At 73.1% G+C, this 18,430-nt stretch carries 20 protein-coding genes; 9 read left to right on the plus strand and 11 right to left on the minus strand.

Annotated features, from left to right (window positions below; genetic code table 11):
- Positions 1-7: 7 nt before the first annotated feature.
- Both MUY22_RS41215 and MUY22_RS41220 read left to right on the plus strand, forming a co-directional pair.
- Positions 8-2,137, plus strand: coding sequence for a hypothetical protein (locus tag MUY22_RS41215; protein ID WP_247052608.1), 2,130 nt, complete (start codon positions 8-10; stop codon positions 2,135-2,137).
- 14 nt (positions 2,138-2,151) lie between these two features.
- Positions 2,152-3,303, plus strand: a complete 1,152-nt coding sequence (locus MUY22_RS41220; RefSeq protein ID WP_247052609.1) for a S8 family serine peptidase — start codon at positions 2,152-2,154, stop codon at positions 3,301-3,303.
- A gap of 95 nt (positions 3,304-3,398) precedes the next feature.
- On the opposite strand, the gene MUY22_RS41225 is transcribed toward MUY22_RS41220, so the two are convergent.
- The 5 genes from MUY22_RS41225 to MUY22_RS41245 all read right to left on the minus strand — a co-directional run bounded on the left by MUY22_RS41225 (position 3,399) and on the right by MUY22_RS41245 (position 8,257).
- Positions 3,399-4,034: a response regulator transcription factor gene (locus MUY22_RS41225; RefSeq protein ID WP_247052610.1), complete on the minus strand. Its 636-nt coding sequence runs from the start codon at positions 4,032-4,034 to the stop codon at positions 3,399-3,401.
- 3 nt (positions 4,035-4,037) lie between these two features.
- Entirely contained in the window at positions 4,038-4,439 is a 402-nt protein-coding gene (locus tag MUY22_RS41230; protein ID WP_247052611.1) for a hypothetical protein, read from the minus strand.
- Between the two features lie 45 nt (positions 4,440-4,484).
- On the minus strand, positions 4,485-5,699 hold the full coding sequence (locus MUY22_RS41235; RefSeq protein WP_247052612.1) for a cytochrome P450: 1,215 nt from the start codon (positions 5,697-5,699) through the stop codon (positions 4,485-4,487).
- A gap of 563 nt (positions 5,700-6,262) precedes the next feature.
- Complete coding sequence (locus tag MUY22_RS41240; RefSeq protein WP_247052613.1) at positions 6,263-7,657, minus strand: aspartate aminotransferase family protein; 1,395 nt, start codon at positions 7,655-7,657, stop codon at positions 6,263-6,265.
- Positions 7,658-7,774: 117 nt separating this feature from the next.
- Positions 7,775-8,257: an Lrp/AsnC family transcriptional regulator gene (locus MUY22_RS41245; RefSeq protein ID WP_371827538.1), complete on the minus strand. Its 483-nt coding sequence runs from the start codon at positions 8,255-8,257 to the stop codon at positions 7,775-7,777.
- 182 nt (positions 8,258-8,439) lie between these two features.
- On the opposite strand from MUY22_RS41245, the gene MUY22_RS41250 reads away from it, so the two are divergent.
- A complete protein-coding gene (locus MUY22_RS41250) occupies positions 8,440-9,813 on the plus strand; it encodes an APC family permease (RefSeq protein WP_247052615.1) in 1,374 nt (457 codons plus the stop codon).
- Here MUY22_RS41250 and MUY22_RS41255 read toward each other — a convergent pair.
- Positions 9,810-10,364, minus strand: coding sequence for a copper resistance CopC family protein (locus MUY22_RS41255; RefSeq protein ID WP_247052616.1), 555 nt, complete (start codon positions 10,362-10,364; stop codon positions 9,810-9,812). The genes MUY22_RS41250 and MUY22_RS41255 overlap by 4 nt on opposite strands.
- 127 nt (positions 10,365-10,491) lie before the next feature.
- Between MUY22_RS41255 and MUY22_RS41260 the strand changes: the two genes are divergently transcribed.
- The 5 genes from MUY22_RS41260 to MUY22_RS41280 are packed head-to-tail and all read left to right on the plus strand — an operon-like array spanning position 10,492 to position 14,274.
- Positions 10,492-10,974 carry a hypothetical protein gene (locus tag MUY22_RS41260; protein ID WP_247052617.1) on the plus strand — a complete coding sequence of 161 codons (483 nt, stop codon included), beginning with the start codon at positions 10,492-10,494 and terminating at the stop codon, positions 10,972-10,974.
- The gene (locus tag MUY22_RS41265) at positions 10,967-12,181 is read left to right on the plus strand and encodes a WXG100 family type VII secretion target (RefSeq protein WP_247052618.1); all 1,215 of its coding nucleotides are present in this window, start codon (positions 10,967-10,969) and stop codon (positions 12,179-12,181) included. Before MUY22_RS41260 ends, MUY22_RS41265 begins: the two co-directional genes overlap by 8 nt.
- Positions 12,178-13,020, plus strand: coding sequence for a hypothetical protein (locus MUY22_RS41270; RefSeq protein ID WP_247052619.1), 843 nt, complete (start codon positions 12,178-12,180; stop codon positions 13,018-13,020). The genes MUY22_RS41265 and MUY22_RS41270 overlap by 4 nt, the downstream gene beginning before the upstream one ends.
- Positions 13,013-13,714, plus strand: coding sequence for a hypothetical protein (locus MUY22_RS41275; protein WP_247052620.1), 702 nt, complete (start codon positions 13,013-13,015; stop codon positions 13,712-13,714). The genes MUY22_RS41270 and MUY22_RS41275 overlap by 8 nt, the downstream gene beginning before the upstream one ends.
- Positions 13,711-14,274 carry a hypothetical protein gene (locus MUY22_RS41280; RefSeq protein ID WP_247052621.1) on the plus strand — a complete coding sequence of 188 codons (564 nt, stop codon included), beginning with the start codon at positions 13,711-13,713 and terminating at the stop codon, positions 14,272-14,274. The genes MUY22_RS41275 and MUY22_RS41280 overlap by 4 nt, the downstream gene beginning before the upstream one ends.
- Positions 14,275-14,278: 4 nt before the next feature.
- Here the strand turns inward: MUY22_RS41280 and MUY22_RS41285 are convergent, their stop codons facing one another.
- On the minus strand, positions 14,279-15,064 hold the full coding sequence (locus tag MUY22_RS41285) for a helix-turn-helix transcriptional regulator (protein WP_247052622.1): 786 nt from the start codon (positions 15,062-15,064) through the stop codon (positions 14,279-14,281).
- A 48-nt stretch (positions 15,065-15,112) separates the two neighbouring features.
- Here MUY22_RS41285 and MUY22_RS41290 point away from each other — a divergent pair, with 48 nt between their 5' ends.
- Positions 15,113-15,886: an ESX secretion-associated protein EspG gene (locus tag MUY22_RS41290; protein ID WP_247052623.1), complete on the plus strand. Its 774-nt coding sequence runs from the start codon at positions 15,113-15,115 to the stop codon at positions 15,884-15,886.
- Positions 15,887-15,893: 7 nt separating this feature from the next.
- Here the strand turns inward: MUY22_RS41290 and MUY22_RS41295 are convergent, their stop codons facing one another.
- Genes MUY22_RS41295 through MUY22_RS41310 form a run of 4 tightly spaced genes read right to left on the minus strand, consistent with a single transcriptional unit; the run spans position 15,894 to position 18,319 of the window.
- Entirely contained in the window at positions 15,894-16,280 is a 387-nt protein-coding gene (locus MUY22_RS41295; protein WP_247052624.1) for a hypothetical protein, read from the minus strand.
- Positions 16,277-16,546 (minus strand): YbaB/EbfC family DNA-binding protein, encoded by a 270-nt coding sequence (locus MUY22_RS41300; protein WP_247052625.1) that lies wholly within the window; start codon positions 16,544-16,546, stop codon positions 16,277-16,279. Before MUY22_RS41300 ends, MUY22_RS41295 begins: the two co-directional genes overlap by 4 nt.
- On the minus strand, positions 16,543-17,583 hold the full coding sequence (locus tag MUY22_RS41305; protein ID WP_247052626.1) for a CHAP domain-containing protein: 1,041 nt from the start codon (positions 17,581-17,583) through the stop codon (positions 16,543-16,545). The genes MUY22_RS41300 and MUY22_RS41305 overlap by 4 nt, the downstream gene beginning before the upstream one ends.
- A 1-nt stretch (position 17,584) precedes the next feature.
- Complete coding sequence (locus MUY22_RS41310; RefSeq protein ID WP_247052627.1) at positions 17,585-18,319, minus strand: transglycosylase SLT domain-containing protein; 735 nt, start codon at positions 18,317-18,319, stop codon at positions 17,585-17,587.
- Positions 18,320-18,430: the final 111 nt, after the last annotated feature.

Raw genomic sequence — 18,430 nt, forward strand, 5'->3', positions numbered from 1 at the left:
GGCGCCAGTGCGAAGAACTCTTTCGGTGTTCGCGGTCCTGCTCGCCGGCCAGGCGGGGCTGACCGGGCTCGCCCCGCCACCCGCGAGCGCGACGACCGCGGCGGCCACCGCCACGCTCATCACCGGTGACCGGGTCACCGTCCGGACCGCTCCGGACGGCCGGGACACCTTCGACGTCCAGCCCGCCGCGGCCAAGGGGATGGCCCGCGCGCTCGTGCACCTGCGCCTCGGCGGGCGGGACTACGAGGTTCCCGGCACCGCGCTCCCCTACCTCGGGCGCGGGCTCGACCTGAGCCTGTTCGACGTCAAGGCGCTGCTGGCCGGCGGGCAGGTCGACACCCCGAAGCCCGATTTCGGTGCGGCGCTGGCGAAGCAGTTCAAGGAGGACAACGCCCGCGGCCACTTCGGCGGGCAAGGGCTCTTCGCCGACGGCGCGAGCTTCGCGCTCAAGGGCGCGAAGCAGCCGAAAGCGCAGCCACGGTCGGTGATGCGCACGGTTTCGGTGGACGCCAAGGACATCGGCGGGAAACCCGCCGACACCGGGATCGCGTTCCTCTACAACACCGACGACGGCAACACCCTGGACCCGAACGAGAACTACAACTACTTCGCCGGGGGAACCGCGAAGTTCAGCGCGCCGGACGGGAACTACAGCGCGCTCGGCGTCTTCTGGACCGCCGACGCCGACGGCAACCCGACCGAACTGCGCTTCAGCGCGCAGCCCGAGTTCGCGGTGAAGGCCGACACCACCGTCCGGGTCGACGCGAAACGCGCCACCAGCAAGCTGACCTGGGTGACCCCGCGGCCGGCGCTGCTCGACGACACCGGGTTCCTGTTCCGCCGGGCCGCGAAGACCGGGCCCGCGCTGCTCGTCGACTTCGACGCCGGTCCCGGTGTGCCGATCTCGGTGTCGCCGACGGCGAAACCCGTCACCACCGGGGCGCTGCAGACCTACCCGTACAGCCGGCTCGTGTCCCCGCCCGGACCTGGCACGCCGTACGAATACGTGCTGCAGAAGGCGAGCGCCGGCACGATCCCGCAGCAGCGGTACGTGATCACGGCGAAGGACGTCGCCGCGGTCGACGCCACCTACTACAGCGAGTACGCCTCGGCCGGCCTGCGGCAGCGCAGCGGCATGTTCGCCTTCGAGGACACCAGCGGGCGGCCGTCGCACCCGATCGACCTGCCGCGGCGGCAGACCGAGTACGCCTCGGCCGCCCCGGACCTCGTCTGGTTCGGCGGGTTCTCGAAGTACGTCCTGCCCGGGCCGTTCCCCGGCTGGGCCGGCGGCCAGTACGAGGCGTTCCACGGCTACCGGGGCGGCACCGCCGTCACCGAAGGCTGGAACCGGTTCCCGCTGCACCCGGCCGGTGCCGTCGCCCTCGAGCCACTGGACGACGCCACCGTGTACACCCAGCCGGCCGCGACGCGGGCCGGCGACCTGCTGCGGTTCGCCATCACGCCGTTCAGCGACAACGAACCCGGCCACACCGGCTTCGGCTACTACGGCGAGTCGCGCGACACGATCACGGGGCACTACACGCTGACCCAGGACGGCACGACGGTCGCCGAGGGCGACCCGGTCGGCGGCTTCGCGCTCAACCTGGAACAGGAGGTCGGCGCCGGGCCGTCAACGCTGGGGCTGACGCTCGACGCGGGCCGCACCGGCCCGATGTACCACCAGAGCACGGCCGGCCACACCGAGTGGACGTGGAAGTCGCAACACGTCGACGGCGGCACCCTCCCGCAGGCGCTGTACTGCGCGCGCGGGGCCGACGGGCCGGACCGGTCCTGCGCGGTCGAGCCGTTGCTGACGCTGGGGTACGCGGTCGGCGGGCTCCGGCCGGACGGCTCCACCGCGTCCGGGCCGCAGGGCCTCGACCTCACGGCCGGGCACCTGCAGTCGGCCACCGCGAGTGCGATCACGGGGGCGACCGTGCAGTACTCGACCGACGGCACCACCTGGCAGGACGCGGCCGTCACGGCCCGCGGCAACGGCGTCTACCACGCGGATTTCGCCTCGACCACGGACACCTTCCGCGGCACGGACGTCTCGCTGCGGGTCACCGCGTCCGACGCCACCGGGGCGACCGTCGCGGAGACGATCACCGCCGCCTACCACGTCTACGCGTCCTAAAGGGAGTGTCCACTGTGTACATCCGTTTGGCAGGAACACTGACCGCCGTGTGCGCGGCGGCGATCGCACTGGCTCCGGCGGCGGCCGGCGCACCCGGGCCGCGCGCGGCCTGTCCCGACGCGGGGCCGGGCGTCCTGCGCTGCCTCACCACGTTCACGCCGGGGGCCACCCGCGCCCTGGCCGACGGCCCGGTCGGCTGGGGTGCCGACGACCTGGCCTCGGCCTACCGGCTGCCTGCGAGCACCGGGCCCGACACGGTCGTCGGCATCTCGATCGCCTACGACGCACCCGACCTGGAGGCCGACCTGGCCACCTACCGGGCGCAGTACGGCCTGCCGCCGTGCACCACGGCGAACGGCTGCTTCCGGAAGGTCAACCAGCAGGGCGCCGCGACGCCGTTGCCGGCGGCCGACTTCGGCTGGGCCATCGAGTCCACTTTGGACGTCTCGATGGTGTCCGCGGCGTGCCCGTCGTGCCGGATCGTCGTCGTGGAGGGCACCACCCCCGGGTTCGCCGACCTCGCCGAGACCGAGGACACCGCCGTCCGGCTGGGCGCGAAGGTGGTGTCGAACAGCTACGGTTCGCGCGAAGGCGGCGCGCAGCTGGCGTTCGCGAGCCACTACCGGCACCCGGGCGTGACGGTGGTGGCCTCCTCGGGCGACTCCGGGTTCACCGCGGCGAGCTACCCCGCCGCGCTGGCGACGACGGTCGCGGTCGGCGGGACGTCGCTGGCGCGGGACCCGGACTCCGCGCGCGGCTGGGCGGAGCAGGCGTGGGCCTACGGCGGCAGCGGCTGCTCGGCCTACATCGCGAAACCGAAGTGGCAGAAGGACACCCACTGCGGCAAGCGGACGGTCGCGGACGTCGCGGCGGTCGCCGACAGCCTGGCGATCTACAACACCGACGTGGGCGGCTGGCTCCCGGTGAACGGCACCAGCGCGTCGGCGCCGTTCGTCGCCGGGCTGTACGGCCGGTCCGGCCGCGCGGGGGTCGCGCAGCCGGCCGACCTCTACGCGCGGGCGTCGCAGTTCGTCGACATCACGGCCGGGAACAACGATCCCGTCGGCGGCGGCACGAAGTGCGGCGGCGACTACCTGTGCGTGGCCGCCCCGGGTTACGACGCCCCCACGGGCGTCGGCGTCCCGAACGGCCTCGGCGGGTTCTGACGAAGGTCGTGAGGGGCACCTTCAGGGCTCTTATGTCCCTGAGGGTGCCCTTCACGGCGCCTCCGTCAGCGGCAGAGTCGTCAGTGGCAGGGGCGTCAGCGGCAGAGGCCGCGTTCGATGGCCAGCAGCCCGGCCTCCGTCCGGTGCGCGCACCCGAGCTTCTTCACGACCTGCGTGACGAGGGTCCGCACCACCGGTTCCGGCTGTTCGAGCCGCGTCGCGATCTCGGCGTTCGTCAGGGCCGAGCCGATGCCGACCAGCACCTCCCGCTCGCGCTCCGACAGCAGGTCGACCCGCGCCAGCCGCTCGTCGCGGGGGCCGGACAGGCGCGTCGCCGCGGAGACCAGGCGGCGGGAGGCGTCCGGCGAGAGGACCACGTGCCCGTCGGCCGCCAGCCGGACCACCTTGATCAGCTCGTTGCGCCGGGCGGACCGCAGCAGGAACCCCGCCGCGCCGTCCCGCAGCGCGCGCAGGATCCCCGCCTCGGAGTCGAACGTGGCCAGCACGACCACCGCGGGGCGCCGGGAAACCGGCTCCAGCGGCGCCAGGCGCGGGTCCAGCAGCACCACGTCGGGCAGCCGCCGCCGGAGGGTGGCGCGGGTCGCCGTCGCGTCACCGACCGAGCCGACGACCTCGATGCCGTCCGCCTCGCCGAGGATCCCGCTCAGGCGGTCCCGCACGCCGGGGTCGCGCTCGGCGACCATCACCCGGACCGGCGGCGGTGGGAGCATCGCTCAGTCCTCGGGCTTGTCTTTGGCCCGCAGGCGGATCAGCGGCAGGTCGGTCCGCGACGCGCCGACCAGGTCACGCCCGCCCGGACCGCGCAGCCGCAGCTCCCGGAACCGCACCGACGAGAGCTGCGCGGCTTCGATCGGGTAGACGTCGCCGTAGCGCTTGATCTTGTCGACCAGCTCCTTGCCGAGCAGCTCGACGAGCCCGGCGTGCCGGCTCGCGCCACCGCCGAACGGCACGTCCAGCTGCCGGCGCACCTCGGGAAACCGCTGGTCGAGCTCGACGGCCAGCTGGTGGATCGTGACGAAGGCGGGGCCGAAGTCCTCGGCCTCCGGGCCCGGTGGGATCTCCTTCAGCACCTTGACGAGCTTGTCGTCCATTCCGAGCTTGTCCCACAGGGCCATGCTGTCCTGACTTTCCGGTGATAACGGCGTCGAAGCCGCTTCGGTCTACCAGAGGACCGGCACGCGGTCCACTCCCCCGGTGACACGATTCGTCCGGACCTCCAGTTCATCCACCCCAACGGCCAGCTGCAGCCCCGGGAACCGGCGGAACAGCGAGCCGAACACCACCCGCAGCTCGGTGCGGGCGAGGCTGGCGCCGATGCAGAACCAGCCGCCGTAGGCGAAGGCGACGTGCCCGTTCGGCTTGCGCTCCGGGTCGAACGTCGCGGCGCCGGGGAACACGGACTCGTCGCGGTTGGCGGCACTGATCGACAGGACCACGGCGTCGCCGCGGGCGATCGCCGCGCCGCCGAGGTCGACGTCGTCGTGCGCGTACCGCAGGAGGCCGAGGCCACCCGGCGCCGACATCCGGAGGATCTCCTCGACGACGCCGTGGACGCGGCCCTCGGGGTCGGCGGCGAGCGCGTCACGCTGGGCGAGGTCGGTGAGCAGGAACAACACGCCGAGGTCGATCCGGTTGGACGTCGTCTCGTGGCCGGCGAACAGCAGGCCGGCGGCGAGCCGGGCGAGGTCGTCGTCGCTGAACGACGGGTCGTCGGCTTGGGCGCGGACCATGTCGGAGACGACGTCCTGGGTCGAGTGGCGCCGCTTCGCCGCGGCGAGCCGGCCCATGTACTCGGCGAACTCGTCGAGCGCGGCGTCGGCGCCGGTCCCGATGTCCGTGCGGCCCATCCGCTCCGAGAGCACCCGGAACGTGTCGCGGTCCTCGTACGGGACGCCGAGCAGCTCGCAGATCACCAGCACGGGCAGCGGGAACGAGAGGACTTCGTGCAGGTCGACCGGCTCCCCAGGGTGCTCGGCGCGGGCCCGGTCCATCGCGTCGAAGCAGCCGTCGGCCAGCTCCTGGACGTGGCCGGCCAGCCGCCGCATCCGGTTGGCGGAGAACGACGGGACCAGCATCTTCCGCATCCGCGCGTGCTCGGCGTGCTCGGTGTCGTGGTCACCCTGCGGCCGGCTGAGGATCGCCGCGTCCGACAGCGACGACGCCTCTTCCGGCGCGGGGTGCGAGCGGCCGAACCGCGGGTCCGACAGCACGGTCCGCACCTGGTCGAAGCCGGTGACGAGCCACGCCGGATCACCCACCGGCGTCGTCACGCGCACCACCGGCCCCTCGCGCCGCAGCACTTCGTAGAGCGGAGCGATCTCCAGGACGTTCGGCCGCGCGAACGGCAGGCGCGGGGTGTCCGTGGTCGCGGTCATCGAGAGTCCTCCCGGGTGCGCGGCCGACGTCGCAGTCGGGCCGGCGACGGCCGCTCCCCCGGTCCCAAGATCCACGGTACCCAGCCGGGCGGGCGCCCCGCAGATTCGTTGCCCGTCCGGGCTAACCGACCCGCACGAACACGACTTTCCCGGCAGGCACCCGGCTACTGGACCTGGAGCGTGTCACTGATCGCGGCATCGCCGCCGTTGGGGTAGCCGACGGAGGCGTAAGCCGCCCGCGTGCGGTGCAGGACGCACGTGTCGCTCGGCGTCTGCCGGACCGAACGAGCCGGAACGGCGAAGTTGGTGATGGAGGCACACGGGTGACCCGGGACGGAATCCAGTTGCAGTCGGAGGCATTGCCGAGATGGGGGGTGAAGTACGCCTCGTTGTTGTCGGCCCACGAACAGGACTGCCAGTACAGCGCGCTGTTTCCGGGAGCGTACTGGTACGCCGCTGCACACGTGCCCGAACCCGGCTCGGTGGCCGGGCACGACGGCAACCCGCGAAACCGGTGCCCGGTTTAGCCGCGCCTCCGGCTGTCACCTGATCGGCCGCAGCGGCTAGAGCAGTTTCCAGGCCTGGGTCAGGGTGTCGCGCAGGATCTGCTCCATCTCGTCGAACTGGCGCTGGTCGCAGATCAGCGGCGGCGACAGCTGCACGACCGGCTCGGCGCGGTCGTCGGCGCGGCAGTACAGGCCGGCCTCGAACAGCGCGTCCGACAGGAAACCGCGCAGCACGCGCTCGGATTCCGCCGCGCTGAACGTCTCTTTGGTCGCCTTGTCCTTGACCAGCTCGATGCCGTAGAAGAACCCCGCGCCGCGGACGTCGCCCACGATCGGCAGGTCGGTCAGCTTGTCCAAAGTGGACCGGAACGCGGACTCGTTCGCCAGCACGTGGCCGTAGAGGTCTTCGCGCTCCATCAGGTCGAGGTTGGCCAGCGCCACCGCGCACGACACCGGGTGCCCGCCGTAGGTCGAGCCGTGCATGAACGTCGTGGCGCCGCGGGTGAACGGGTCCATCAGCCGCTCGCTCGCGAGCACCGCGCCCAGCGGCGCGTACCCGGACGTCAGGCCCTTCGCCGTCGTGATGATGTCCGGCTGGTAGCCGTAGCGCTTGGCGGCGAAGTCGTATCCGACCCGGCCGAACGCGCAGATCACCTCGTCCGACACCAGCAGGACGTCGTGCTTGTCGCAGATCTCGCGGACGCGCTCGAAATAACCGGGCGGCGGGACGAAGCAGCCGCCGGTGTTCTGCACCGGCTCGAGGAAGACGGCGGCGACGGTGTCCGCGCCCTCGAACTCGATGGCCTGCTCGATCTGGTCGGCGGCCCAGCGGCCGTAGGCGGCGTAGTCGTCGGCGTGCTCGGTGGCGCGGTAGAAGTTCGTGTTGGGCACGCGCATCGTGCTCGGCACCAGCGGCTCGAAGTCGGCCTTCGCGCCGGGGATGCCGGTGATCGACAGCGCACCCTGCGAGGTGCCGTGGTAGGCCAGCGCGCGGCTGATCACCTTGTGCTTGGTCGGTTTCCCGACGAGCTTGAAGTACTGCTTGGCGAGCTTCCACGCCGTTTCGACCGACTCGCCGCCGCTCACGGTGAAGAACACGCGGTTCAGGTCGCCGGGCGACGCGGCGGCCAGCCGCTCGGCCAGCTCGATCGCCGACGGGTGCGCGTGACCCCACAGCGGGAAGTACGCGAGCTGTTTCGTCTGACGCGCGGCGGCTTCGGCGAGCTCCTCGCGGCCGTGGCCGACCTGGACCGCGAACAAGCCGGCGAGCCCGTCCAGGTACCGCTTCCCGCGGGCGTCCCAGATGTAGGCGCCTTCGCCGCGCACGATCACCGGGACGTCGGTGGTGTCGTAAGCGGAATGGCGGGTGAAGTGCATCCAGAGGTTGCTGCGGGCGGACTGGGCGAGAGCCGCGGCGTCGACGGTGGCGGCCGGGTCGGCAGTTGTGGTCATGGCTCGGTTATCGCACGCGCCATCGACGTTACGCAAGCGATCCGGTCGCCGTCACCATCATCAACAACTAATTATCGACCAAAGGAGCGATCTTGCCTTCGGATTTAGTCGTCACGGTCAGCGAGTGCCCCACTGGTAAGTCTGTTTCCGCAGCTTGAGGTAGACCATCGCCTCCGCGTGCCGGACGCCCGGCAGCGCGCGGATGCGCGTCGAGATCAGCTCGAGCAGGGCCTCATCGTCGGCGCAGACGGCTTCGCAGAGCACGTCGTAGCGCCCGGCACAGAGGATCACGTAGGCGATCTCGTCCATCTCGGCCAGTGCGTCGCCGACCGGTTCGAGCGGACCGTCCACCGTGATCGCGATCATCGCCTGCCGGAACAGCCCGACCTGCAACGGATCCGAGACGGCGACGATCTGGATGACACCGGAGTCCGACAGCCGCTGCACCCGCTGGCGCACCGCGGCCTCGGACAGGCCGACGGCCTTGCCGATGGTCGCGTACGCGCGCCGGCCGTCCTCCTGCAGTTGCGCGATGATCTGCCGCGAGATGTCGTCGAGCACCGGCGGCGCCGGCCGGCTGGGGATGTCCTGGCTGCTCACGCCCGGGATCATCCCTGACGCGGGCGACGCGAGGCAAACCCGGCGATTCGATCACGGATGGTCACCGAATACGAAAGCACTGACGATCACAGACAACGGATTTAGTCGAATTCGTGGCGTTGACAACACCGAATCAGTGCTGTTCCATCCGTCGCACCTTGCCCCGGCCGGAGGGAACGCCCATGCCCCGCACCCCTGTCCCGCCCAGCACCGCGACGGCCACCACCCCCGCCGGACCCCGCACGCTCACCCGCTCCATCGGCGTCGGCGGCGGCACGCTGCTCACGCTCAGCTGCGTGACGCCGGCGTCGTCCCTGTTCGTCCTGGTGCCCCCGCTGTTCGGCGACCTCGGCACCGGCACCGCGCTCACCATCACCCTCGCCGTGCTGCTCTGCGTCGGCGTCGCCTTTTGCTACTCCGAGCTGGGCACCCTGGTCCCGAGCGCGGGCGGCGAATACGCCATGGTGACCACCGTCGCGAACCGGTTCGCCGGCTGGCTGACGTTCATGCTGTCGGTGATCGTCATCCTCGTCGTGCCGCCGATCATCGCCATCGGCGTCGCGGACTACCTCGCCGCGGCCGTCGCCATCGACCCGTCGGTGGCCGGCGCGATCGTGATGCTGGCGGCGACCGTGATGGGCTTGCTCAACCTGCGCTCCAACGCCTGGATCACCGGGATCTTCCTGGTCATCGAACTGGTCGCCATCTTCGTCGTTGCGCTGCTCGGCTTCACGCACACCTCACAGAGCCCGGCCGTGCTGGTCGAGCCGAGCCTCGGCACCGGTGGGATCGGGCCGATCGCGGTGATCGCCGGGCTCGCCGTCGCGCTGTTCGTCGTGCAGGGCTTCAGCACGGCCGTCTACCTCGCCGAGGAGATGCGGGAACCGCGCCGGACCGTCGTCCGGACGGTGTTCTGGACGCTCGGCGTCAGCGCGCTGGTCATCCTGGTCCCGGTCGTCGCGATCACCCTCGCCGTGCCGGACGCCGCGTCGCTCGCCGGGCTCGACCTGAGCGCGCTCGTCACGAGCTGGAGCAACTCGGGCGTCGGCGTCGCGATCAGCCTGTGCATCGCGGCGGCGATCGTGAACGCCGTGATCGTCATGGTCATCCAGAACTCGCGGGTGCTGTTCGCCTCGGCCCGCGACCGGGCCTGGCCGGAGCCGGTGAACCGCGCGATGAGCGTGGTCGGGCGCCGGTACGGCTCGCCGTGGGTGGCCACGCTGGTGACGGGGCTGTCCGAGGCCGTCCTGTGCTTCGTGCCGGTGGACACGCTCAACGGCGTCACCGGGGTCGCCGTCGTCGCGCTCTACCTCAGCGTCGCGGCCGCCGCGCTCGGCGCCCGCCGGGCCGCGCACCGGAAGCCGCACGTCTGGCGGATGCCGGCGTGGCCGGTCGTGCCGGTGCTCGCCGTCGCCGCGCTGGTCTACATCCTGGTCGAGCAGAGCGCCCTCGACCTGGGCATCACGACCGGGGTGCTGCTGGTGGCGGCGCTGTACTGGTGGGGTTACCTGCGCCGGCGTCCGGAGCGGTGGGTTGTGACGGTGCCGCGGGACTAGGCCTTCGGGCCGCCGCCGCCGCGCAGGAAGCGCAGCCCGACGACGATCACGGCGAGCAGGCCGACGACGGCGACCACGATCCAGACCCAGCCGGGGAAGCTGCTGGTGTCCACACCGACGACGGGGGCCGGCGAGGTGGGCGCGGCCTCGGTGATCGCCGCGCGCGTCGCCGGCGCCGCAGAAGCCGCGGCCGTGAGGGTGAAGTGGAGAGTGCCGGTGACGTTGTCGCCGTCCTTCGCGATGACCTTCCAGGTCAGCGTGTAGGCCTGGGCGGGCCCGGCCGGCGTCACCGGCGCGGTCACGACGTTGCCGGCCGCCACCGGGGTGCTGACCGGCCAGGCGGTGCCGTCGCGGCCGGTGATCTTCACGGCGTCCGGGGGCAGCGTGACCGGCTCCTCGAACGTGAGCTGGACCTGCGACGGCGCCTCGGCCAGCGACGCGCCTTCCGCGGGCGAGCTCGACGTCAGCTCGGTGTGGGCCGACGCCGGCGGCGTGAGCAGCAGGAGCACGGCGGCGGAGGCGAGCACAGCGGTCAGGGCGCGGCGGATCATTCGGACATCCTGCCCTATCCGGTTCGTGCACTGTTCGTGTCCACCTGTGCAGCGGTGGGGGTGTCGCTGGTCTCCGGGCGGCCCATTGGTCAAGATGGACGCCTGGGTGGCGTAGGGAAGGACCTCCATGGCGACAGTGCGCGACGAGGCCGACGCGCGGCGGCAGCTGCGCGCGCAGCAGCGGCAGGAGCAGCAGGACCAGCACGAACCGCGGGAGAAGGCCTCGACCGTCGCGAAGCCGGAAGGCGCCGGCTCGGCCACGCTCGTCGCCGACGGCGGTGACGTGCTCGCGCTGGACTACGCCGAGATCGCCGCCGCGCAGAAGGCGCTCGACGAGCGGTACCAGGAGGTCGCCCGCTACCTCGGCAACGCCCAGGACCTGGGCGTCCCGCTCGCCGACGGCAAGGGGCCGGTCTCGCACTGGATGCGCGCGTCGTTCGGGCTGCGCGGGGGCGCCGAGGCCGGTGGCGTGCAGACGGCGTTGCAGTCCTACCTGACCGAACTGGCTTCGCTGCGACAGGCGCTCGACACCGTCGCCGCTTCGCACCGCCGCAACGACGAAGAAGCCGCAGCCACGCTGGCGGCGAGCGCGGGGGCGCAGGATGCCTGACTACCACTCCACGAACCACGAGCCGACGAAGCGCGAGAAGGCGAAGGCGCGGCGCGTCCGCCGGGAGAAGATCGCGAACCGGCAAGAGGACGCCTTCGGGCGGATCAACTGGGACAGCTACGACCACCGCGAGATGTGGGACATGGTCCAGTCGGCCGACCCGCCGAAGCTCGGCGAGCAGGCGCACCGGTGGGCCGAGCTCGCCAAGGGCGTCGACACGGCCACCGGCGACGTCCACGCGACGGTGCAGAAGCTGCTGCTGTCGTGGCGGGGGCCGTCGGCCGCGCAGGCCGCGGACTCGATCCAGAAGCTGACGGGCTGGGCCGCGACGGCGGGTGAGAACGCCCGGAGCATCGGCGACGGCCTCGACACCTACACCTCGGCGATCGGCGAGGCCCGGCGGAAGATGCCGGAGCCGGTGCACTACTGGGCCGAGCGGTGGTTCCAGGAGGGCTACGCCGTCAAGCGGCTGGACGGCCCCGAGGGCACCTACATGCTGAACGACCTGCTCGACGACAAGCTCCCCACGAAGAAGCAGGCCGACGACGCGAAGGCCGAAGCCGTGCGCGTGATGGAGCAGTACGAAGGGGCGAGCCACGAGGTCCGGCACCGCCTCCCGCCGGCGTTCGACGCCGCGCCGCAGGTGAGCGCGAACGGTGAGGACCCGGTGGTGCCCCGCGTGCCTCCCGCGCCTTCGCCTTTGCCTTCACCCACGCCGTCGCCGTCTCCTACGCCTTCGCCCGGCCCGGACCACGGCTCCGGCGGCCTGCCGGACGACTCGACGACGACCGCGGGCGTGCTGCCGGGCACGCTCACCGGGTCCGTGCCCGGCGGGGTCGGCGGACTGCCCGGGCTTTCCGGTCTCGACGGCGTGATCGGCGCGGGCGGCCCCGGTTCCGGCTCGGTCCCCGGCTTCGCGGGCATGCCGGGCTTGACGGGCAGCGGCGCCAGCGCCGGTGCTGGTGCGGGCACGGGCGGGCTCGGCGAGGGCGAGCGGGCGGGCACGGGCCGGTTCGGCGCCGGAACGTCCGGCTTCGGCCCGGGCGCGACCGGCGGTCGCGGCTCGGCGGGCGGCTACGGCATGTACCCGCCCGGCCAAGGCGGCGCGCGGGGCGAGGACGACACCGAGCACCGCGACAAGTACGCCAACGGTTACGACCTGCTGGACGACCTGCCCCCGGCCTACCCCCCGGTGTTCGGCGAATGACCGGGTTCCACGCCGACCCGGCCGCCCTGGACGCCTTGGCGGTGCGCCTGGTGGACACGGCCGACGAGTTCGCGGCGGCGTCGGCCGACGTCGAGGCGACGGCAAGCGGCGACCTCGGCCCCCCGACGGTCGCGGCCGCACTCACCGCGCTGACCGGCGAGTGGTCGGGAAAGATACGAGCCGTGCGAACGGACTACGCGGCAACGGCGGACAGCGTCCACGCGGCGGCGAAAGCGTTCCGCGGCGCGGACGCGAGCGCGGCGGAAGCACTGGGCCGCATCACCGCACAGCCTGGCTCGGACGACCCCGGCCAGACCGCGGCGCAACCCCTCCGGCCCGCCGACGCCGACCAGACCCCCGCCACCGCCCCAAGCCAGACCGCAGCGCAGCCCCTCCAGCCCGCCGATGCCGACCAGGCCCCGGCCACCGCCCCAGGCCAGACCACGACACAACCGCACTGGCCCGCCGAACCCAACCAGGCCCCCGCAACCGACCCCAGCCAGACCACGACGCAACCCCACCAGCCCGCCGACACCGGCCAGACCCTCGGCATCGCCCCCGGCCAGACCGCGGCGCAACCCCTCCGGCCCGCCGACGCCGATCAGGCCCCCGCCACCGCCCCAGGCCAGACCACGACACAACCGCGCTGGCCCGCTCAACTCGACCACGCCCCTGCCACCGCCCCAGGCCAGACCGCGGCGCAACCCCACCAGCCCGCCGACGCCGGCCAGCCCCTCGGCGACAACCTCGGCCGAACCCCCACCCGGCGCACCGACCCCGGCAACACCCACCGGTTCGGCCCGGCCGTTTTCGGCGATTCCGGCCGTGCCGATGGCTGAGTTCCGGGGTCTCGGCTTCGACCCCGTCCCCGGCAGCGCGGACGCCGTCGCCGAAGCGGCCCGTCGCTGCGTCGCGGCCGCCGCGAAGCTCGGCGACGCTCCCACGCCCGGCGAGATCCCCGAGTGGGCCGGCCGGTCCGCGCAGGCCCTCGCCGACCGCGCCGGGCGCACCCGCGCGGGCCTCGACGCCGTGCCCGGAGCGCTCCGCAAGGCCGCCGCCGTCCTCGACGACTGGGCCGGTGTCCTCGCGGCCCACCGCCGTCAGGCCGAAGACCTCGACCACCGGGCCGGCACCGCCCGGCGCGCGGTCGTCGACGCCCAGGACGACGTCGAGCGCGCCGAGACGACCGTCCAGTTCTCCCCTGGCGCGGAAGGCGAACTGACCGCGGCTCGCAGCCGGCTCGCGGCCGCGCAACGGGACCTCGACCGCCTGCTGGACCAGGCTCGCGACCTCGAACGCGTCCACAGCACCGAAGCGGCCCGCGTCGCCGAACGGCTGCGGTCCCTCGGCGACGGCGCCCCGCTGCCCAGCGCACCGGATTTCCGTGGCCTGGCAACCCATCTCGACACGTTCTCCCAAGCCGGTCGCGATCTGGGCGTCACCGTCGCGCGGACGCCCGTCGCGCCCGTCGCGCCGGTCACGCCGCCCGCCGGCGCCGTCGGCGCGTTCACCGCGGCACTGGGTGGCCGGTGAAACTGCCCGCCGTGCCGGGGATCAGCCCGGTGAGCCTGGCCTCGGTCGAGCGCACGACCGCCGAGCTGCACGCGCTGATGGTGCGGCTGCGCGGCCCCGACGCCGCCCGCGACCTGGGCCTGGAAGCCGCGGCCGTGCAGTCCGCCGAGATCGCCCACGAGCAGCGGGCGGGCCTGCTGGCGCTGGTCGAGCGCCGCGACGCCGATCCCGCGCTGCTCATCGCCGGGGTCGTCACGGTCGACGGCCTGCTCGACGAGACCGCCGCCGCGGACCTCGGCCACTTCGTCGCCGACAAGACGCCGGGCATCCGCGAGGTCAGCAGCGCCCGCACCGGCCGCGGCTACCCGGTGGTGATCGTCGAGCGGATCGGCCTGTCGGGTGCGCAGCTGCAGGCCGTCGTGCTCGACCCGGACCGCCCTCGCGCGGCCGTGTTCACCCTGCATTCCCCCGGCGGCCGCGGCTGGCTGGAGGTCGCGGGCCTGGCCGGGACGCTGGTCGCGGGCGTCGACCTGACCCCGGCCGAACCCCGCGCGGGCGCCGCCAGAAGTGCGAGACGCTGATGCGTCAGCCCCGCAGCGCCTGCTCCCGGAACTCGCGCGGCGTCCGCCCGGTGGCGCGGCGGAACGTCCGCGAGAAGTGCGGGGCGCTGATGAACCCGCAGTCGCGCGCGACCTCCGCGATCCCGCGGCCCGCCTTCGCCGGGTCCGCCAGCAGCACCTTGGCCCGCTCGATCCGCAGCCCCTTCAGCCGTTCCGAGACGCCTTGGCCGTCGTCGAACAGCTGGTACAGCCGCCGTCGCGAGATGTACAGCGCTTCGGCGATCCGGTCCGCACTCAACGACTGTTCGCCCAGGTGGGCGCGCATGTACTCCACCGCTTCGCGCCTTCGCGCGGCGAGCGCGTCGACGCGGTCCAATTCGACGCGAAGCGCGCTTCGCAGCACCAGCTCGGCGAGACCGAGCAGGTGGTGGGCCAGGCCGTGCGGGTCCAGCCGCGGGCCCGCCGCCAGGACGTGCGCGACCGCGCCGGCGAACAGCGACCGCAGCGGCGCGGCCACCTCGACGGGCCGGAACATCAGCGGCCGCAGCTCGGCGAACGAGATGGACAGCTTCGCCGCCGCGACGGTCAGCATCACGACGCCGGACGGCTGCAGGTGCAGCGTCGCGTCGGCGAACGTCAGCTTCGCGCCGGACTCGGCGACGGCACGCGGGACCGGGCAGCGCAGCAGCAGCTGGACGCTCTCGGGCGCGGCCGGGCCGCCGAGGATGGCCGCGCGGGCGGCCGCGGCGCCCGAAGCGCGGACGACGAGGTACCCGGTCGCGGGTACGTCGACTGAGTGCGGCTCGGCCATCGGCACCATCGTGCCCGACGGCGGCCGCATCCCACGGGAAGGGGGACCATGGCGCGGCGCACCGCGACGGCGGCGGGAGTGATCCTGTCGCATCTGGAGTTCGATCTCCTCTGGGAGGACCTGGGGCCGGGCGGGCCGCCGCCGTACCCGTTCGACGTGCCGGCGCACGGCGCCACCCACGCCGAGCGCGACGACCTGGGCGTGCGCGTCTTCGCCGGGCTCACCGAGGCCGGTCTCACCGACGGCGACGCCGTCGACCCGGGGCTGGCGGACCTGTTCGTGCTGCTCGGGGCGCCCGCGCTGAGCGTGGACGCGCTGGTGCTCGGCGAGGCGCCGTGGCGGCTGCTGGCCGCCGTCCGGGGCCCGGCCGGGGTACTGGCCGTGCTGGACGAGCGGGACCTGGTGCTGGAACCGATGCGTGCCGCCGACCTGGTGCCGGCGGTGACGCGCATGCTCGGTTCGCTGCCCCCGGGCCCCGGCGAGCAGCTCCGGTTGCCGCGCGCGGCGTACGCGACGGCGATGAACGCGTACGCGCAGTCCGGATACGACGCGTTCGAACGAGCCCTGGGCGCCGCCGGGATCACCGGCCGGTCGATCCGTCCACTCGCGACACTCGTGACGGCGGAGCGCTACGCCGCGGGCCAGCTCGCCGCGACCGGCCCGGCCGGCCGCACGCCGGTGCTGGCCTGGTTCGACACGGCGGCGGGCCGCTACGCCGTCACACCGGAGAACGTCGGCGGCGAGCCGTGGGTGATGGTGACCCCCGCGGACGACGCCTGGTTCGCCGACCGCGTCACCCGCCTGACCGACGACGCCCGCTAGCGGCTTGTCAGGTGGCCCAGGTCGCCGGGGCGAACGCGTCGTCGTCCCGGTCCAGCCGCGCCAGCCGGACGGGGCGCGTTTCCGGGCCCCACACGCGCTCGGCAGGCGAGGACTCGGGCAGCAGCTCGCCCAGCACCTCCCGCCCCTGCCGCAGCGCGTCGGTCGCGGCCTCGGCCGCCAGGCGCTTCACCACGGCCGCCAGCTCCCCTGGTGAGCGGTTCAGGGCCCACCGGTCGAACCGCAGGTCCACCAGGGACCCGTGCAGGTCCACTGCCAGCGAGACGCCGTCGGCGGCCGCGGCCGCGCGGATCAGGGCCAGCCGGGCGCCGTAGCCCGGGTCGGGCGCCGCGAAGGCGTCGCCGGCCAGCTCCACGGCCGTGCGCTCGGCGCTCACTGGGCTCGCCAGCTCTCGGGCGTCGTCTCTTCCGCCGGCTCCCCGGGCGCGCTCAGGCCGAGCGCGTCCAGGTCGCCGTCCGGCAGGGTGTGCAGGAGCGACGCCGTGGCGCGAGCGGACGCCGCCGCCGTGAGCAGCAGGATGCGGCGGGCCAGCTCGTCCGGCTCGAGGCGGAGCGCCGACGCCTCCAGCGTCAGCTCCTGCAGCGCGCCGCCGGGCGCCACCTCGACGGCGACCGTCCGGTCGGCGGCTTTTCCGGTAATCACGGGTGGACCCCTCCGTAGAACGTCGACGACGAGAGCGTGTGCGTGTTGCGGCGGACCGCGTCCCCGGAGTTGCCCTCGATCATCGTGACCTTGTCGCCCTCGACCTTCTCGACGATGCCGATGTGCGTGCTCGTCGTGGTGTTCTGCGGGCCGGTGCCGAAGATCAGCACGTCACCCGGGCGCGCGTCGTGCAGCGAGTTCTTGCCGTACGCGTGCCCGTTCTCCTGGCCCCAGTGGTAGACGTCGCCGCTGAAGGGCAGGATCGGGATCTTCACCCCGGCCTTGCGCCACATCGCCGTCGCGAACGACGAGCACCACGCGGCGGTCGGCCCGTACGGGTTCTTGTTGCTGCCCGGCGGGTTCTCCCGGACGCCCAGCTGCGTGCGCGCCGCGTGCACGACATCCTTGCCCTTGGCGGACGCCTTGCTCGTGCCGCCACCGTGGGGCTTCTTGGCGTGCGTGGCCTCGGTTTTGGCCACGGCCTTGTCCATGACGCCGTCGTGCGTCAGGTCCTTCTGCAACGTGTGCAGCTTCTTCGCCGCCGCCTTGAGCTCGGCGTCGACGTGCCGCAGGGTCGACGCCGACTGCCGCGTGTAGTGCGGCGCGAGGTCGGCGGCGTGCCCGACGGCCCGCATCAGCGCGGCCTGCGTCCCGGCGGTGGTGCCGGCGTCGAGGAGCTGCTTGGCCTTGGCGGTGTACTCGTCGACGAGCCGCTGCACGGCCGTGTGCCCGCTGTCCACTGTGGACGCGATGTGCGCGACGATCTTCTCGGCCGCCGCCCCCGCGGTGCCGGTCACCTTCAGCTCCTTCGTCAGCTTCGCGCTGTTGTGCTTGAAGCCGTCGGAACCGTGGCCGTCCCAGTGACCCAGGACGGTGGTGCTTTCCTTGTGGTAGGCGGCGTGCTGCTCGTCCAGCGACGAGGCCACCCGGTTGAGCGCGTACTCGGCGCGGACGGCGTCCTCCGCCTTCCCGGCGAGCTTGTTGCGGTGCGCGATGAGGTCTTTCGCGAACGAGTGCGCGAGCGCGGTCGTGTCCATGTCAGCTCCGTCGGGCGTGTTCGTCGAGGGCGGCGGCGGTGGCCGTCTCGTGGTCGCGGTAGGACTTGGCGGCCTTCTGCGCGGCGGTGGCCAGCCCGGTGGCGTGCGTGCCGACGCCCTTGACCTGCTTCTGCAGCGCCAGCCCGAAGCCGGCGAGCGCGTCGGCGAAGCCGGACTCCTTGCCGATCTTGCCGAAGCTGTCCCCGGCGATGTCGCGGACGTCGCCCAGGTGCCCCGCCGCGCCGCCGAGGGCGTCGGAGACGCTGTGGGTGCGCTTGACGTAGGCGTGCAGCACGGTGTCGTCGACCCGGAGCGCACCGCTCGGCGTGCTCCCGGACTTCCCGGGCGACGGCTTGCCGTGGTGCTTCGTGACGTCCTGGGCGGCCTTGCGCGCCGCGGTCAGGTGGTCCTTGTAGGCGCCGTTCGTGTACGTCGACCAGGGCGTGAAGTCCTTGCCGTCGCCGGAGATGTCCTTCGCGACCCGGGCGTTGGTGTCCGGGTCGAACAGCGCGTCGTTCGACTTCAGGTGGTACTGGTGGCGCCGGTCCGGGCCGAGCGCGCCCAGCATGTTGATCTGCCAGAGGCCGTAGGAGTTGTCCGGCGGGGTGCCGTTGTGCGCGGTCGTGCGGCCGCCGGACTCGGCCAGCGCGACGGCGACCGCGGTGGTCAGGCCCTGGCCGCGGAACCCGGCGTCGTAGGCGTGCCGGGCGATCTGCTCGGCGCTCAGCTTCGTCATGGTTCGACCTTGACCGTCCGGGTACCCGTCGCGGTAGCCGCGCTGCACGCAGGGACACGCCCGTTGCACGCCCGGCTCAACCTTTCGGCCCGCTCGGACGTACTGAACTGC

The sequence above is a fragment of the Amycolatopsis sp. WQ 127309 genome, assembly GCF_023023025.1.
In the GTDB taxonomy this organism is placed as follows: Bacteria; Actinomycetota; Actinomycetes; order Mycobacteriales; family Pseudonocardiaceae; genus Amycolatopsis.

Coding starts and splice junctions, on each gene's coding strand:
- MUY22_RS41275 (WP_247052620.1), top strand. CDS start 13,013: ATGGCTGAGTTCCGGGGTCTCGGCTTCGACCCCGTCCCCGGCAGCGCG.
- MUY22_RS41270 (WP_247052619.1), top strand. CDS start 12,178: ATGACCGGGTTCCACGCCGACCCGGCCGCCCTGGACGCCTTGGCGGTG.
- MUY22_RS41250 (WP_247052615.1), top strand. CDS start 8,440: ATGCCCCGCACCCCTGTCCCGCCCAGCACCGCGACGGCCACCACCCCC.
- MUY22_RS41265 (WP_247052618.1), top strand. CDS start 10,967: ATGCCTGACTACCACTCCACGAACCACGAGCCGACGAAGCGCGAGAAG.
- MUY22_RS41290 (WP_247052623.1), top strand. CDS start 15,113: ATGGCGCGGCGCACCGCGACGGCGGCGGGAGTGATCCTGTCGCATCTG.
- MUY22_RS41230 (WP_247052611.1), bottom strand. CDS start 4,439: ATGGCCCTGTGGGACAAGCTCGGAATGGACGACAAGCTCGTCAAGGTG.
- MUY22_RS41305 (WP_247052626.1), bottom strand. CDS start 17,583: ATGGACACGACCGCGCTCGCGCACTCGTTCGCGAAAGACCTCATCGCG.
- MUY22_RS41235 (WP_247052612.1), bottom strand. CDS start 5,699: ATGACCGCGACCACGGACACCCCGCGCCTGCCGTTCGCGCGGCCGAAC.
- MUY22_RS41310 (WP_247052627.1), bottom strand. CDS start 18,319: ATGACGAAGCTGAGCGCCGAGCAGATCGCCCGGCACGCCTACGACGCC.
- MUY22_RS41285 (WP_247052622.1), bottom strand. CDS start 15,064: ATGGCCGAGCCGCACTCAGTCGACGTACCCGCGACCGGGTACCTCGTC.
- MUY22_RS41255 (WP_247052616.1), bottom strand. CDS start 10,364: ATGATCCGCCGCGCCCTGACCGCTGTGCTCGCCTCCGCCGCCGTGCTC.
- MUY22_RS41225 (WP_247052610.1), bottom strand. CDS start 4,034: ATGCTCCCACCGCCGCCGGTCCGGGTGATGGTCGCCGAGCGCGACCCC.
- MUY22_RS41260 (WP_247052617.1), top strand. CDS start 10,492: ATGGCGACAGTGCGCGACGAGGCCGACGCGCGGCGGCAGCTGCGCGCG.
- MUY22_RS41240 (WP_247052613.1), bottom strand. CDS start 7,657: ATGACCACAACTGCCGACCCGGCCGCCACCGTCGACGCCGCGGCTCTC.